This is a genomic window from Rathayibacter sp. AY1E2 (assembly GCF_002932325.1).
Taxonomy (GTDB): domain Bacteria; phylum Actinomycetota; class Actinomycetes; order Actinomycetales; family Microbacteriaceae; genus Rathayibacter.
This window is the reverse complement of record NZ_PSVO01000002.1, coordinates 108,416-123,300: the sequence shown is the minus strand read 5'-3', so window position 1 is coordinate 123,300 and position 14,885 is coordinate 108,416. Positions and strand designations below refer to the sequence as shown.

The window sequence follows — 14,885 nt, the reverse complement described above, 5'->3', positions numbered from 1 at the left end:
TCCGCGGCGGGTAGACTCGGCGCCACAATGGACGACCCTCCCTCTGCGCATCCGGCCTGTTCCGCTCACTGCCGTGCTCCTCGGACTCCCGCTCGACTCTCCGGTGCCGCCGCTCCGCCGGCCCGCACTATCCGGCTCTCCTCGCACCACCCTCTCGTGACCGGGGGCGACCACCGTGGGAACTGAGTGGCTCCTCCTCGGCGTCGGCCTGCTGCTGACCCTGGGCACCGGCGTCTTCGTCGCCAGCGAGTTCGCGCTGGTGAACCTCGACCGGGCCGACCTCGAGGCCCGTCGCGACCGCGGCGAGACGCGCCTGGGGATGACCATCGCGGCCCTGCGCGTCACCTCCACGCACCTCTCGAGCGCGCAGCTGGGCATCACGCTCACGACGCTGCTCACCGGCTACACGATGGAGCCCGCCCTCTCGACGCTGCTCCAGGAGCCGTTCAGCGGACTCGGCATCCCGGAGGAGGCGCTCGCGCCGGTCATGACGGTGGTCGCCATCGTCATCGCGACCCTGCTGTCGATGATCCTCGGCGAGCTGGTTCCCAAGAACTTCGCCCTCGCCCTGCCGCGGGCGACCGCGAAGCTCGTCGTGCCGCTGCAGACCGCGTTCACGACGGTGTTCCGCCCGGCCGTCGCCCTGCTGAACGGCAGCGCGAACGCCCTGCTGCGCCTGGTCGGCATCGAGCCGAAGGAGGAGCTCTCGGGCGCCCGCAGCGCCGAGGAGCTCTCGAGCCTCGTGCGCCACTCCGCCAGCGCCGGACTGCTCGAGGAGGACACGGCCGACCTGCTCGGGCGCACCCTCCGCTTCTCCGCCCTCACCGCGGGCGACGTGATGACGCCGCGCCTGCGCCTGTCGACGGTCGAGCGCGCGAGCACCGCGCAGGACGTGCTCGACCTCGCCCGCACCACCGGGTTCTCGCGCTTCCCGATCACGGACGACGACATCGACGACATCGTCGGAGTCGTGCACGTCAAGCAGGCCGTCGCCGTGCCCCGCGGCAAGAGGTCCGATGTGCCGGTCACGGCGCTGCGCTCCGAGCCGCTCCGCGTCCCCGAGACCATGAAGCTCGACGTGCTGCTCACCGAGCTGCGCGGACGCGGCTTCCAGCTCGCGGTCGTCGTCGACGAGTACGGCGGGACGGCGGGCGTCGCCACGCTCGAGGACCTGGTCGAGGAGCTGGTCGGCGAGGTCGCCGACGAGCACGACCGCTCCCGGGCAGACGTGGTCAAGCTCCCCGGCTCCACCACCTTCCCCGGCATGCTCCGCCCCGACGAGGTCCTCGACCGCGCCGGCGTGCACATCCCCGAGGAGGGGCCCTACGAGACGGTCGCCGGATTCGTGATGAGCGAGCTCGGCCGCCTCCCCGCCGTCGGCGACCGGGTCGACGTCGAGGGCGGCTCGCTGCGCGTCGAGCGCCTGGACGGCCGCCGCATCGACCGCCTCCGCTTCACACCCGACCCCGACGCGGATCCCGACGGGATCCCCGACCCGCTCGCCGACGTCGCCCGCGGACACCGCGGGCGGAAGGAGTCCGACGATGAGTGACTGGGCCGGAATCGCCTGGCTCGTGGTGCTCCTCGCCGCGAACGCCTTCTTCGTCGGAGCGGAGTTCGCGGTCATCTCCGCGCGCCGCTCCCAGATCGAGCCCCTCGCGGAGAGCGGACGCCGCAGCGCGATCACCGCGCTCGCCGCGATGGAGCACGCCACACTGATGCTCGCGACCACGCAGCTGGGCATCACCGTCTGCTCGCTGCTGATCCTCAACGTGAGCGAGCCGGCGATCCACCACCTGCTCGAGGTGCCGCTGCACGCCGTCGGCATCCCCGAGGAGCTCTCCGGCACCGTCGCCTTCGTCATCACGCTGCTGATCGTGTCGTTCCTGCACGTGGTGCTCGGCGAGATGGTCCCCAAGAACATCTCGTTCTCCATGCCCGACCGCGCCGTGCTCCTCCTGGCGCCGCCGCTCGTCGCCATCGCCCGGGTCCTCCGCCCGATCATCGTCGCCCTCAACGCGGTCTCGAACGGAGTGCTCCGCCTCTTCAAGGTGGAGCCCAAGGACGAGGCGAACAGCACCTTCACGCTCGAGGAGGTGCAGACGATCGTCGACCAGTCCACCCGCGAGGGCACGCTCCGCGACTCGACCGGGACCCTCCTCGCCGCGTTCGAGTTCACCGAGAAGAAGGTCCACGACGTCGCCCTGCCCCTCGACGGGATCGTCAGCCTCCCCAGCGGAGCGACCCCCGCCGACGTCGAGCGCGCCGTCGCCAAGCACGGCTTCTCGCGATACGTGATCCTCGGCGAGGACGGCACCCCCGAGGGCTACATCCACCTCAAGGACGTCCTCGACCTCGACGGCGACACGGAGGGCGCCAAGTTCCGCCTCCCCGTCCCCGCCAAGCGCATCCGCCAGCTCGCCTCGATCTTCGAGGCCACCGACCTCGAGGACGCCCTCGCGATCATGCGGCGCACCGGCGCCCACCTCGCCCGGGCGTTCGACGAGCAGGGCCGCGCCACCGGAGTGCTGTTCCTCGAGGACATCATCGAGGAGCTCGTCGGCGAAGTCGACGACGCCACCCGCCGCTAGGCGCGGGCCGCGGAGGGGCCGTCTGCGGCGTTGTCGTCGGGCGCGATACCGCCGGTATCGCTTCCTCCTCCGCCTTGCATCCGACCCCTCCGCGGCCCGCGCCCGCGGGTGCTGGAGGGGGTGTTGTCGTCGGGCGCGATACCGCCGGTATCGCTTCCTCCTCCGCCTTGCATCCGACCCCTCCGCGGCCCGCGCCCGCGGGTGCTGGAGGGGGCGTTCGCGGCGTTGTCGTCGGGCGCGATACCGCCGGTATCGCTTCCTCCTCCGCCTTGCGACTGCCCCCTCCAGCACCCGCGCCCCTCTGGAGCAAGGGGAGAGGGGTGCGGCTGCGCCGGCACGGTCTGTCGGGACGCGCGGCTGCGCCGGCACGGTGCGGGGAGGGGTGCGGCTGCGCCGGCACCGGGCGGGAACCGGGCGGCCCGGTCGCAGGGCGACGTAGGGTGGCGGGATGGGTGAGCGGGTCGGGACGGCGGAGGCGGCGCGGAGCATCAGGGTGCCGCGGGAGGACGACGACAAGTACACGCGCGGGGTGCTGGGGATCGCGACCGGGTCGGAGCGGTACCCGGGAGCGGCGGTGCTCGGCGTCGAGGCGGCGGTGCGGACGGGAGTCGGCATGGTCCGCTATCTCGGACCGGAGCGGCCCGCGGGACTGGTGCTCGCCCGGCGGCCGGAGGTCGTGACCGCGGTGGGGCGCGTGCAGGCCTGGCTCGTCGGCTCCGGCACCAGCGCCGAGGACCGCAGCGACGAGGAGCGGCGCACCCTGATCGAGCAGCTGCACTCGGGAGTCCCGGTGGCGCTCGACGCGGGCGCGCTCGACCTGATCGACGAGGCCGCAGGCCCGGTCGTCATCACGCCGCACTACCGCGAGCTCGCCGGAGTGCTCGGCCGAGCGGGTCTGGACGCGGACGCCGCGACGATCGCCGAGGCCCCGGGGGAGTGGGCGCGCCGGGCGGCGGACCGCCTCGGAGTCTGCGTGCTCCTCAAGGGCGGCACCACCCACGTCGTCGCGGGCGGCGTCGAGCTCGAGGTCTCCGGATCCACGCCCTGGCTGGCGACCGCGGGCAGCGGCGACGTCCTCGGCGGCGTGCTCGGCGCACTCCTCGCCGGTCGGGCCGCGGACACCGAGGCGGCCGGGGCGACTCTGACGGCGGAGGACCTCGCCCCCGTGGCCGCCGCGGCCGCCGTCCTGCACGCGGAGGCCGGACGGAGCGCCTCCGCCGGCGGCCCGATCGCCGCGCTCGACATCGCGGAGCACCTGCCCGGAGTGGTCGCCGCGCTCCTGCGCTGACACGCCCGTCGGACGAGCGCTGAACCGAACCGGGACCGCCGCCGTTGTCCTGGAGGAAGCGACGCCCGCTGCCCGGCTCACCGGCTCCGCACCGCCGCCTCATCGGGTGCTCGAAGCGAGCACCTCTACCGTCGGATCCGCCGCGTCCGCCTTGACCAGGAGAACAGACATGACCGCGAAGACCACGACTCCCGCCCGCTACGCCCTGACCCTCCTCGCCGGCGCCGGCACCCTCGCCGCGCTCGCCGCCTGCTCCAGCACCACCACGACGGGGAGCGACGCCGCCGACGCGGCGACCACCACCGCTCCGAGCACCGCCACCAGCTCCGCCCCCGAGGCCACCGGCGCCGCGTCCTCCGCCGCGAGCGGCAGCAGCTACGCCGACGGCACCTACGAGGCCGAGGGCGCCTACACCTCGCCCGGAGGGAACGAGAAGGTGGGCGTCTCGCTGACCCTCGCCGACGGCGTCGTCACCGACGTGACCGTGACCCCGGAGTCGGAGAACCCCACCGGCCAGCAGTACCAGTCGCGCTTCGCGGGCGGCATCGCGGGCGAGGTCGTCGGCAAGCAGCTCGACGAGCTGAAGGTCTCCAAGGTGTCGGGGTCCTCCCTCACCTCCGGCGGCTTCAACGACGCCGTCGAGACCATCAAGGCCGATGCCACGGCCTGACGCCCCGACGGTCCTCGGCCACGCGTGGCGGTTCGACGCGATCGGCACCGGCTGGCAGATCGACACCGCCGAGCCGCTCGGGCCCTCCCACCGCTCGCGGGTCGAGGCGCGCATCGCGGCGTACGACCGCACCTGGTCGCGGTTCCGTGACGACTCCGCCGTCTCGCAGCTGCGGGCCGGAGGCGAGCACGTCTTCCCCGACGAGGCGGTCGACCTCTTCGCACTGTACGACGTGCTCGACGAGCTGACCGGCGGGGCGGTCACCCCCTTCGTCGGCGGCTCTCTCGAGCAGCTCGGCTACGACTCCGCGTACACCCTCGTCCCGCGCGGACCCGCCGTCCCCGCTCCCTCCTGGGCCGCCGCCCGACGCGGGGCGGCGAGACTGCGGGTCGAGCCCGGGACCGTCGTCGACGTCGGCGCCGCGGGCAAGGGCCAGCTCGTCGACCTCGTCCTCGAGGAGCTCGACAGCGCCGGGCCCGCCGTCGTCGACGCGAGCGGCGACCTCCGGGGCATCGGAGCCGGACCCGTCCGGGTCGGACTCGAGCACCCGTGGGACCCGAGCAAGGCACTGGGAGTGGCGGTGCCCGGCGACCGCGCGCTCTGCGGCTCGGCGAGCAACCGCCGCGCCTGGGGCAGCGGCCTCCACCACGTCCTCGACGGGCGGACCGGAGTTCCGGTCGAGACCGTCGTCGCCACCTGGGCGGTGGCCGACACGGCCCTCGTCGCCGACGGGCTCGCGACCGCGCTGTTCGTCTGCCCGCCCGAGGCCCTCGCCGAGCGCTTCGACTTCGAGTTCGTCCGCGTCCGCAGCGACGGCACCCTCCACTACTCGCCTTCCTTCCCCGGAGAGGTCTTCCGATGATCGGCACCTTCGACCGCGCCCTCGGCCGCGTCACCACCTACCGGCTGGTCTGGATGACGCTCGCCGCGCTCCTGCTCGTCGCCGTCGGCTACGCCGCAGCCGGCCTGATCTTCTCGACGCCGCTCGAGATCCTCGGCACGACGCTGGTCGCCGTCGCCTCGACGGCCCTGGTCAGCGCGGTCCTCGCGCGGCTGTTCCGCAGCCGCGCGCACCTGGAGTCCTCGCTCGTCACCGGTCTGCTGATCGCCTGCCTGCTCTTCCCGACGGCCGATCCCCGCGGGCTCGCCGTGATCGCGCTCGTCGGCGCGATCGCGGCCGCGTCCAAGTACGTCCTGGCCTGGCGGGGCCGCCACCTCTTCAACCCGGCCGCGGTCGCCGTGCTGATCATCGGCTTCACCGGGCTCAACGCCGGAGCCTGGTGGATCGCCAGTGGCGCGATCTGGCCGTTCGTCGTCGTGGGTTCCCTCCTGATCGTCGCGCGGGTCCGCCGCTGGGCCGTCTTCGCCGTCTTCGTCGTCGTCGCCGGCGGGGTGTCCGTGCAGCAGGCGGTGCAGAACGGCCAGGACCTCGGCGCCGCGGCGGCCCTGGTCCTCACGGCCTACCCCTTCGTCTTCGCCGGCGCCTTCATGCTGACGGAGCCGCTCACGCTCGCGCCGCGCCGCTCGCAGCAGCTGATCATCGCGGTCGTCGCAGCGCTCGTGGCGAGCGTCCCCTTCCACATCGGCGTCGTCTCCGCCACTCCGGAGCTGGGCCTCGTGGTCGGCAACGCCCTCGCGTTCGCCTTCGCGTTCCGCCAGCGTCGGCGGCACACGCTCGAGCTCGCCTCGACCCGCGTGCTGGCGCCGGGCATCGCGGAGTACCGCTTCCGCTCCCGCTCGCCGCTGACCTTCGAGCCGGGCCAGTGGCTCGAGCTCGACCTGCCGCACCGCGCCGACAGCCGGGGCAGCCGGCGCACCTTCTCGGTCTCCTCCGCTCCGTCCGACGGCGAGATCGCGATCGCCCTGCGGATGCCGGAGAAGGCGAGCAGCTTCAAGCGCGCCCTCGCCGCTCTGGAGCCCGGCGACTCGCTTCGGGCGACGAGCGTCGGCGGTGACTTCGTCCTGCCTGCCGATCCCGCCGTGCCGCTGCTGCTGGTGGCGGGCGGTATCGGGATCACCCCGTTCGCCAGTCAGCTCCGCTCGCTCGCGGACGGTCCGCGGCGCGACGTCGTCGTCGTGGTCGCCGCGCCGAGCCTCGCCGAGGTCGCGTACCGCGACCTGCTGCAGGAGTCGGGGGCCCGGGTCGTGCTCTGCTCGAAGGAGGCGCCGACCGACCTGCCCGCACGGTGGTCGCACGTCACAGGCCGACTGACCGCCGAGCTGCTCGCGGACGCGGTGCCGGACGCCGGCCGCCGCGTGGGCTACGTCTCCGGGTCGCCGTCGTTCGTCGACTCGGTCCGCGGCGCCCTGCGCGGTGCCGGGGCGAAGCGGATCCGCACCGACGCGTTCGCCGGCTACTGAGTTCATCGGGTCGTGACGCCGGCTGCTGACGCCCGGCGGCGACCGACGCCGCCGGGGGACCGATGCCCGGCGGGAGCGGCGCTCTCAGGCGGGCTCAGGTGCTGCCAGGGTCCCGTTCAGCGGCCCCTCTACAATGACGCGGTGCCGTCCTCCCCTCCTCGAGCGTCCTCCCGCCCCCTCGCCCGGCTGCGCGAGAACCGCGACTCCGTCGCCGTGCTCTGGGGCGCCTTCGCGCTGGTGCACGTGGTGCTCTCCCTCCTGGCGCTGTTCGCTCCGGGTCTGCCGATGGGCGACGTCAGCATCGTCTACAAGGAGTGGATGAGGACCGCCGTCGAGGGCGGCGGCATCGCCGGGATCGACACGGGCTGGGTCTACCCGATCCTCGCCTGGGGCCCGATCGCCGCCTCCTGGCTCTTCGGCTCGGCGGGCTACGACCTGATGTGGCTCGTCCTCGTCGCGCTCGCCGATGCCGCCGCCTTCGCCCTGCTGCTGCGCGGTCGGTCGGCACCGCGCCTCGCCGCGGCGCGCTGGTGGCTGCTGTTCCTCGTCCTCCTCGGGCCGATCGCGATCGGCCGCATCGACGCCTTCACTGCGCCGCCGGCCATCGCCGGGATGCTCTGGGCGGCGACCCGTCCGGGCGTCGCGGCGCTGCTGCTGACCGTGGCCACCTGGATCAAGGTGTGGCCGGCCGCGATCCTCGCCGCTGCCGTGCTGGTCCTGCGCGGACGGCTGCGGATGATCCTCGTCCCCGCGGTCGCCTCCGTGATCATCGTGCTCGCGGTCGTCCTCGTCGGCGGCGGGGACCAGGTCTTCAGCTTCGTCACCGATCAGACCGATCGGGGCCTCCAGATCGAGGCCGTCGTGAGCACTCCCTGGATGTGGCTGTCGGTCCTCCCGGGATCGGGGAGCTACGTCTACTACGCCGCCGACATCAACACCTTCGAGATGCACGGGCCCGGCACCGAGTTCGCGGCGAGCCTGATGACCCCGCTGCTCGCTCTGGCCATGCTCGGCGTGGCCCTGCTGGGTGCCCGTGCTCTCGCCCGCCGGGCGGACCCCGCCAGGCTGTTCCCGCTGCTCGCGCTGACCTTCGTGGTCGTGTTCATCGACACCAACAAGGTGCTCTCGCCGCAGTACATCGTCTGGCTCGCGCCGCCGGTGATCGCCGGGCTGATCGCGTGCCGCGACGGCGCGTTCGACCGGCCCGCGAAGCTGACCCTCGTCACTGCGGCTCTGACCCAGGTGGTCTACCCGTACCTCTACCTCTTCCTCCTCTGGTCGCACTGGTGGATGGTGCTCGTGCTGACCGTGCGGAACATCCTCCTCGTGGTGCTGCTCGGCTGGCTGCTGCGCGAGCTGTGGAGGATGGGGACGGCGCGGGTCGTCGCACCCGGCGCCACGACTTCCGCGTCGTCCCTGACCGGCGAGACCCGCCTGGCGCCCCAGGGCTCGTAGGCTCGGAGGGCGCGGGGCCGGCACGCGGTGCGCGCAGTCAAGGAGGCTCCCATGCTCGTCGCATTCTCGGTCGCACCGTCCGGGGGCGAGGCGCCCGACGCGTCCGTCCACGACGCCGTCGCCGCCGCCGTCCGCATCGTCCGCGAGAGCGGCCTGCCGTCGCGGACGACCTCGATGTTCACCGAGATCGAGGGGGAGTGGGACGAGGTCTTCGACGTCGTCAAGCGCGCGACGGAGGCCGTCGGAGCGTTCGGGACGCGCGTGTCGCTCGTCCTGAAGGCGGACATCCGCCCCGGCTACTCGGGCGAGATCGACGGCAAGATCGCCCGGCTGAACGACGCGCTGGGGGAGTAGCGGGTCCGCGCCGAGACCTCTCGTGTCCGGGCTTTCTCGAATCGATTCGACATCCGCCCGATCCTGAGTAGCCTTGACCGGTGACGCTCTCGCCCGCTCGGACCCGCCTCGCCCTGCTCGCCCTCGCGATGGGGGGCTTCGGCATCGGCTCGACCGAGTTCGTCGCCATGGGGCTCCTCCCGCAGCTCGCCGCCGACCTCCTCCCCGGGGTCTGGGCCGCGAGCCAGGAGCAGGCCGTCTCGCAGGCCGGGATGCTGATCTCGGCCTACGCACTCGGCGTCGTGGTCGGCGCCCCCACCATCGCCGCCGCAGCGGCGCGCTGGCCGCGCAAGAGGCTCCTCCTGACCCTCCTGGTCGCCTTCACCGTCGGGACGATCGGCTCGGCGCTGCTCCCGAGCTTCCCGCTCGTCCTCGCCGCGCGCTTCGTCGCCGCCCTCCCGCACGGCGCCTACTTCGGCATCGCCTCCCTGGTCGCCGCCGACCTGATGGGTCCCGGCAAGCGCGGCAAGGGAGTCGCGTTCGTCCTCTCCGGGCTCACGATCGCGAACGTCGTCGGTGTGCCCGCGATCACCTGGGTCGGGCAGGTGGCCGGCTGGCGCAGCGCCTACCTCGTGGTCGCGGTGCTCTTCGCGCTGACCGTCGTGGCCGTCCAGCTTCTGGTGCCCGCGCAGCCCGGGAATCCGGCGGCGACCGTCCGCAACGAGCTGCGGGCGTTCGGGCGCCTGCAGGTCTGGATGACCCTGCTCGTCGGCGCCATCGGCTTCGGCGGACTCTTCGCGATGTACAGCTACATCTCGCCGCTCGCGACCGAGGTGACGGGGCTGCCGCTCGGCGCGGTCCCGTGGATCCTGGTCGTCATCGGCCTCGGGATGACCGTCGGCAACCTCGTCGGCGGCTGGGCCGCCGACCGCGACGTGCGGCGGGCGCTGGTGGTGTTCTTCGCAGGCGTCGGCGTCTCGCTGATCGGACTCGCGCTGTCGGCCTCGTCGGTCGTCGGCCTGGTGGTGTTCGCGTTCCTCTCGGCGGGCTTCTCGGCGGCCGCGTCGCCCGCGATCCAGACCCGGCTGATGGACGTGGCGCGCGACAGCCAGACGATCGCGGCCGCGCTCAACCACTCCGCCCTGAACATCGGCAACTCGGTGGGTGCCGCGCTCGGCGGCCTGACGATCGCCGCCGGACTGGGCTACCTGTCGCCCATCTGGGTCGGCGTGGGCCTGACCGCGGCCGGAATCGTGCTCGCCTTCGGCAGCATCGCGATCGACCGCGCCCGGGGCACGGTCTACCCGGTCCACCGCGAGCCCGCCCAGCCGGGCACCGGCGGCATCCCGATCGACGCGCTGTAAGCAGAGCGCGGCCAGGGCCTCTGGAAGACTCTCGGCATGCGCGCCGTGAGCTACTCGTCCTTCTCCGCCCTCCCCGCGATCGTCGAGGTCCCGGAGCCCGTCTGCCCCGTCGACGGCGTCGTCGTCCGCGTCGCGGCGACCGGGGTGTGCCGGAGCGACTGGCACGCGTGGAAGGGGCACGACGACTCGGTAGTCCTGCCGCAGATCCCCGGGCACGAGTTCGCCGGGACGGTGATCGCGACGGGAGCCCAGGTGTCGCTCTTCGCGGTCGGTGACCGGGTCACGGCGCCGTTCGTGTTCGCCTGCGGCGACTGCGAGCAGTGCCGGGAGGGGGCGACGCAGGTGTGCCTCCGGCAGCAGCAGCCGGGATTCACCCTCGACGGGTCGTTCGCCGAGGCGGTGGCCGTGACGGGTGCGGACCTGAACCTGGTGCGCCTGCCCGACTCCGTCGGCTTCGTCGAGGCGGCCGGTCTCGGCTGCCGCTTCGGGACCGCGTACCACGCCCTGCACGAGCGCGGCCGGGTCGCCCCGGGGGAGTGGGTCGCGGTGCTGGGCTGCGGCGGAGTCGGCCTCTCCGCGGTGATCGTCGCGCTCGCGGCCGGGGCCCGCGTGGTGGCGTCGGACGTCTCCGCCCCGGCGCGGGAGGCCGCGGCCGCGCTCGGGGCGGTGACCGTCCCCGGAGGCGAGGGTGCCGCCGAGGCGATCCGGGCGGCGACCGGAGGAGGTGCGCATCTGGCGATCGACGCCGTCGGAAGCAGCGTCACGGCGGAGGCGTCGATCGCCGCCCTGCGTCCGCGCGGCCGGCACGTGCAGGTGGGTCTGCTCCTCGGGCCCGATGCCGCACCGGCGATCCCGCTCGGCCGGGTCATCGCCCAGGAGCTGGAGCTGCTGGGCAGCCACGGCATCGCCCGGAGCGGCTACACGGCCCTCCTCGACGACATCGTCGCCGGCCGTCTGCGCCCCGCCGACTCCGTCGGCCGCACCATCGCCTTCGAGGACCTGCCCGGCGCCCTCGCCGCGATGGACGCCCCCGCCGCGACGCCCGGCATGACGGTCGCCGTCCTGGCCCCCTGACGCTGGCCCGCAGGAGCACTCGCAGTCCCGGTCCGGTGGGTCTCGATGCCCCGCGTCCCGCGGCATCTCGACCAGCATCGACCCGTTGTCCGTGCCTGGCGGGTCTCGATACGCCGCGTCCCGCGGCGACTCGACCGGCACGACTCAGGCACGCCCGCCCTGCTCGACTGCAGGAGCAGGTGGCCGCCGCTCGACGAGGTGGAGCCCGCCGACAGCGATCCGCGTGCCAGCGGATCGATGCCGGGCGACGTACCTCGCTCTGCGGAACGCGCCACGTCGTGAAGCCGACCGCGCCGCGGCGGGCGGGGACCGCCGCGCCCTCGTGGAGCCCGCCGACAGCGATCCGCGTGCCAGCGGATCGATGCCGGGCGACGCACCCCGCTCTGGGGAACGCACCACGTCGTGAAGCCGACCGCGCCGCGGCGGGCGGGGACCGCCGCGCCCTCGTGGAGCCCGCCGACAGCGATCCGCGTGCCAGCGGATCGCTGCCGGGCGACGCACCCCGCTCTGGGGAACGCACCACGTCGTGAAGCCGACCGCGCCGTGGCGGGCAGGGACCGCCACGGAAGAGGACTCAGTCCGTCTCGATGAGGATCCCGTCGTGGATGGCGCGCTTGCGGAGCGCCACCTTCGTGCCGACGTCGATGCCGACGACGCGGTACTTCTCGCGGATCCGCTTGAGGTACGACTTCGCCGTCTCCTCCGAGATGCCCAGCTCGAACGCGACCGACTTCACCGGCTCGCCGCCGCCGTAGAGGGCCATCACGCGGCGCTCCTGCGCGCTGAGCTTCGGCGCTCCGTCGGAGTCGCCGGTGGAGAGCGCCATGTCGAGCTCGTGCGAGATGTAGGAGTGGCCGTCCTTGGCCGCGCGGATCGCCTCGACGATCATGTCCGCGTCCTCGGTCTTCACCAGGTAGCCGAGGGCTCCGGAGGCGAGCGCCTCGCGGACCACGGCGGGCTCGGAGTAGGTGCTCATCAGCACGGTCTTCACCCCGGTGGTCTTGAGGGTCGAGAGCTTCACCGAGATCGGGATGTTGTCCTTGAGGTCGAGGTCGAGGAGGACGACGTCGACGGGGAACTCGGGGTGCGTGAGCAGCTCGGGCCAGGAGGCGACCGCGGCCACCAGCTGGATGTCGGAGGCGGCTCCGCGGATCCACTCCGTGAGCGCCCCGAGGAGCATCTTGTGGTCGTCCACGACCGCGAGAGTGATCTTCGCGTCAGCGGTGGGTGTCATCGGTGTCCTTCGGTCGGCGGTCGTCGGCGGTCTCTCGGCGGCTGCTCACCGGTCGGCGGGATTCTCGACCAGGCAGTCGATCTCGATCCGGAGCTCCCCGTCGCGCGAGGTGTCGCGGAAGACGCCGACCTGAGCGATAGCCTCCCACGTCGCAGGATCGACGCCGCGCAAGGGCGCGCCTGAGGAGCGGAGCGTGATCGGCACGAGCAGTCCTCGGGCGGCCGTCCCGGCTCCGGGATCGCGGGGGCTGCCCGACTCGACGTGGAGGACCACGGCGAGCCCGGTCGCGCTGTCGGCCATCAGCCAGATCGCCGAGAGGAGCCCGTCGCGCTGCTGGTGCCCGAGGAGTCCGGCGGTGCCGTCCGGGTCGACGAGCTCGACGAGCGGCGCGAGCAGCTCGGACTCGAGCACGGCATGGTGCAGCCAGGTCTCGCGCCGCCCCTCGATGAGGTGGAGGCGGAGCTGGGTGGCGAGCGAGGTCGCGTGGGCGGCGCGCTGGGCGTCGAGGGGCAGGCGGACCGAGCCGTCGCCCACCTCGGCGAGGAGGCGCTCGGCGGCGAGGTCGAGCCGTGCGAGCTCCTCCGAGGCGAGCATCCCGACCGCGTAGCGCGGGCCGAGCGTGGTGCTCTGCACGAGGGCGCGGTCGATCTCGAGCTGGACCATCCGGCGGAATCCGCGCATCATCACGACCACGACGACGGCCGGCGCGATCGTCACCACGAGGGCGCTGATGCGCACCGAGAGCGCGCCTGCGCCGCCCGACTCCATCGAGAGGAACGCGATCACCTCGGCGATCGCGACGAGGGCGCTCACCGCGAGGATCTCGATCCCGCGCCGGTGGACGATCAGCGCGGCGTGCGCGACGGCGCCCGCGACCGCGGCGGTGGGGACGGTGCGGGCCGCGCCGGAGTCGGTCACGGCCACCAGGTCGAGCACGACGGCGGCTCCGAGGGCGACGAGGAAGCAGAGGTAGACCGGGAGCGGCAGGCGGCGTCCGCCGAGGTGGATCGCGAGGACGGTTGATCCGAAGGCCAGGACGACGAGGACCCAGGCGATCGCCGCGGGTGCGAGGTCGCTGTAGCGGGCGGAGGTCGAGAGGAAGATCAGCAGCTCGTAGGCGAGGATCGCGGCGGCGATGCCGTTGAGGCCGCTGCCGAGGTAGTTGGTGCCGAGCCCCTCCTGCTGGCGGCGGACCGAGCGGGCGGACCGGGAGGAGCGGCCGTGCGTCGCGGGCACGCGTCCCAGCAGCGGGGCCCGAGACTCCGGTGCGGGGCTCACTTCGGGACCTCCAGCACCACGGTCGTCCCCGATCCGGGGGCGCTGAACAGCCTGGTGCGGCCGCCGACGTCACCGAGCCGGGCGATCACCGACTCCTTGAAGCCGAGCTTCGTGTCGGGGACGGTCGCGATGTCGAAGCCCGCGCCCGCGTCCGTGACCATCGCGCGGACGGTCGTCTCGTCCTCGGTGATCGTCACGTCGGCCGAGGCGACGCCGGAGTGGCGGCGCACGTTCTCGAGGCACTCCGCCAGGGCGAGGACGAAGGAGTCGAGGGCCGCGCCGGTGAGCGCCACCTGGCCGGAGCCGTGCCAGATCACGTCGAGCCCCATCCGGCCGAAGCGGTTGCGGACGTTCTCGAGGGTGTTGGCCGCGGGGGCGGAGGTGACGCTGGTCAGCTGGTAGGAGCCGGACGCGCTCGGGGTGGGGGTCCCGCCGAGCCGGAGCTGGCGCAGGAGCTGCGCGTCCTGCGCCGCCTGCTGCCGGAGCGCGTCGACCGACACTCCGCGGCCCGAGTGCGCGAGGAGCGTGAGGGTGGCCAGCACCGTGTCGTGCAGGAGCCGCGCGCCCTGCCGGCGCTGCGCCTCCGTCTCGCTGGCGAGGCGCTCCACGCGGTGCGCGTTGCCGATGCTGTCGATCCGCCGCACCACCCGCGGGACCGCTGTGCCGATCCAGAGGGCGAATCCGCAGAGCGTGCCCCAGGGCAGCAGGCTCTGGAAGACCACGGTGGGGATCATGGTGCCGCTCGAGACGAGCACCGACGGGATCAGGCTCGGGAGGAGCACCGGCAGCAGCAGGAGCAGTCGGCGCGCGGACGTCGTCACGACCACGGCGATGCTCGCGGTCACGGCGTTCGCGGTGTTGACCAGGACGAACCCGGCGAAGTCGGCGCCCGGAGCGAGCCCCAGCGCGAGGCCCCAGCCCAGCAGCAGGCCGCCGACGGCGACGGCGATCACTCGGCTGCGGCGCCCCGTCCGGGCGAGCTCGACGTGGGCGGCCATCATGCCCAGGAGCAGCGCGACGGCGAACGGCACGGCGGCGGGCTGGAGCGTCCCGGGGATGAGGGCCATGCCGAGCGCCCCCGCCTCCGTGAGCAGGCCGATCCCGCAGGCGGAGTGGCGCAGCAGCCGATCGCGCTCGCGGGCGCTGCGGATCATCGGCACGCTCTGGCCCCCTCCGGTCGTGGCGCGGGGCTGGCCCCCGTCTCACGATAGCCACTGCCCGGGCCGGTCGGAGCGGT

Annotated in this window: 13 protein-coding genes; 10 read left to right on the top strand and 3 right to left on the bottom strand. The window is 73.5% G+C overall.

Annotation, left to right across the window (positions count from 1 at the left end):
• The first annotated feature begins 175 nt into the window (after nucleotides 1-175).
• The 10 genes from C5C49_RS02660 to C5C49_RS02615 all read left to right on the top strand — a co-directional run bounded on the left by C5C49_RS02660 (nucleotide 176) and on the right by C5C49_RS02615 (nucleotide 11,136).
• The gene (locus C5C49_RS02660; RefSeq protein ID WP_104225499.1) at nucleotides 176-1,552 is read left to right on the top strand and encodes a hemolysin family protein; all 1,377 of its coding nucleotides are present in this window, start codon (nucleotides 176-178) and stop codon (nucleotides 1,550-1,552) included.
• Complete coding sequence (locus tag C5C49_RS02655) at nucleotides 1,545-2,591, top strand: hemolysin family protein (RefSeq protein WP_104345352.1); 1,047 nt, start codon at nucleotides 1,545-1,547, stop codon at nucleotides 2,589-2,591. Before C5C49_RS02660 ends, C5C49_RS02655 begins: the two co-directional genes overlap by 8 nt.
• 448 nt (nucleotides 2,592-3,039) lie before the next feature.
• A complete protein-coding gene (locus tag C5C49_RS02650) occupies nucleotides 3,040-3,879 on the top strand; it encodes an ADP/ATP-dependent (S)-NAD(P)H-hydrate dehydratase (RefSeq protein WP_104345351.1) in 840 nt (279 codons plus the stop codon).
• Nucleotides 3,880-4,048: 169 nt separating this feature from the next.
• Nucleotides 4,049-4,549 carry an FMN-binding protein gene (locus tag C5C49_RS02645; protein ID WP_104224453.1) on the top strand — a complete coding sequence of 167 codons (501 nt, stop codon included), beginning with the start codon at nucleotides 4,049-4,051 and terminating at the stop codon, nucleotides 4,547-4,549.
• Nucleotides 4,536-5,411 (top strand): FAD:protein FMN transferase, encoded by an 876-nt coding sequence (locus C5C49_RS02640; RefSeq protein ID WP_104345350.1) that lies wholly within the window; start codon nucleotides 4,536-4,538, stop codon nucleotides 5,409-5,411. The genes C5C49_RS02645 and C5C49_RS02640 overlap by 14 nt, the downstream gene beginning before the upstream one ends.
• Entirely contained in the window at nucleotides 5,408-6,910 is a 1,503-nt protein-coding gene (locus C5C49_RS02635; RefSeq protein ID WP_104232782.1) for an oxidoreductase, read from the top strand. Before C5C49_RS02640 ends, C5C49_RS02635 begins: the two co-directional genes overlap by 4 nt.
• Before the next feature lie 141 nt (nucleotides 6,911-7,051).
• A complete protein-coding gene (locus tag C5C49_RS02630) occupies nucleotides 7,052-8,365 on the top strand; it encodes a glycosyltransferase 87 family protein (protein ID WP_104225503.1) in 1,314 nt (437 codons plus the stop codon).
• Nucleotides 8,366-8,416: 51 nt separating this feature from the next.
• On the top strand, nucleotides 8,417-8,719 hold the full coding sequence (locus C5C49_RS02625; RefSeq protein WP_104224449.1) for a thiamine-binding protein: 303 nt from the start codon (nucleotides 8,417-8,419) through the stop codon (nucleotides 8,717-8,719).
• A gap of 128 nt (nucleotides 8,720-8,847) precedes the next feature.
• Entirely contained in the window at nucleotides 8,848-10,062 is a 1,215-nt protein-coding gene (locus tag C5C49_RS02620; protein ID WP_104345422.1) for an MFS transporter, read from the top strand.
• Nucleotides 10,063-10,098: 36 nt separating this feature from the next.
• Entirely contained in the window at nucleotides 10,099-11,136 is a 1,038-nt protein-coding gene (locus C5C49_RS02615; RefSeq protein ID WP_104345349.1) for an alcohol dehydrogenase catalytic domain-containing protein, read from the top strand.
• Nucleotides 11,137-11,710: 574 nt separating this feature from the next.
• Here C5C49_RS02615 and C5C49_RS02610 read toward each other — a convergent pair.
• From C5C49_RS02610 to C5C49_RS02600, 3 genes are read right to left on the bottom strand one after another with little or no spacing between them, the layout of a single operon-like run.
• Nucleotides 11,711-12,370 carry a response regulator gene (locus tag C5C49_RS02610; RefSeq protein ID WP_104224447.1) on the bottom strand — a complete coding sequence of 220 codons (660 nt, stop codon included), beginning with the start codon at nucleotides 12,368-12,370 and terminating at the stop codon, nucleotides 11,711-11,713.
• Nucleotides 12,371-12,415: 45 nt separating this feature from the next.
• Entirely contained in the window at nucleotides 12,416-13,606 is a 1,191-nt protein-coding gene (locus C5C49_RS02605; RefSeq protein WP_104345348.1) for a hypothetical protein, read from the bottom strand.
• A gap of 38 nt (nucleotides 13,607-13,644) precedes the next feature.
• Nucleotides 13,645-14,802, bottom strand: a complete 1,158-nt coding sequence (locus tag C5C49_RS02600) for a sensor histidine kinase (protein WP_104345347.1) — start codon at nucleotides 14,800-14,802, stop codon at nucleotides 13,645-13,647.
• Nucleotides 14,803-14,885: the final 83 nt, after the last annotated feature.

Coding starts and splice junctions, on each gene's coding strand:
- C5C49_RS02655 (WP_104345352.1), top strand. CDS start 1,545: ATGAGTGACTGGGCCGGAATCGCCTGGCTCGTGGTGCTCCTCGCCGCG.
- C5C49_RS02650 (WP_104345351.1), top strand. CDS start 3,040: ATGGGTGAGCGGGTCGGGACGGCGGAGGCGGCGCGGAGCATCAGGGTG.
- C5C49_RS02645 (WP_104224453.1), top strand. CDS start 4,049: ATGACCGCGAAGACCACGACTCCCGCCCGCTACGCCCTGACCCTCCTC.
- C5C49_RS02640 (WP_104345350.1), top strand. CDS start 4,536: ATGCCACGGCCTGACGCCCCGACGGTCCTCGGCCACGCGTGGCGGTTC.
- C5C49_RS02635 (WP_104232782.1), top strand. CDS start 5,408: ATGATCGGCACCTTCGACCGCGCCCTCGGCCGCGTCACCACCTACCGG.
- C5C49_RS02625 (WP_104224449.1), top strand. CDS start 8,417: ATGCTCGTCGCATTCTCGGTCGCACCGTCCGGGGGCGAGGCGCCCGAC.
- C5C49_RS02620 (WP_104345422.1), top strand. CDS start 8,848: ATGGGGGGCTTCGGCATCGGCTCGACCGAGTTCGTCGCCATGGGGCTC.
- C5C49_RS02615 (WP_104345349.1), top strand. CDS start 10,099: ATGCGCGCCGTGAGCTACTCGTCCTTCTCCGCCCTCCCCGCGATCGTC.
- C5C49_RS02610 (WP_104224447.1), bottom strand. CDS start 12,370: ATGACACCCACCGCTGACGCGAAGATCACTCTCGCGGTCGTGGACGAC.
- C5C49_RS02600 (WP_104345347.1), bottom strand. CDS start 14,802: ATGATCCGCAGCGCCCGCGAGCGCGATCGGCTGCTGCGCCACTCCGCC.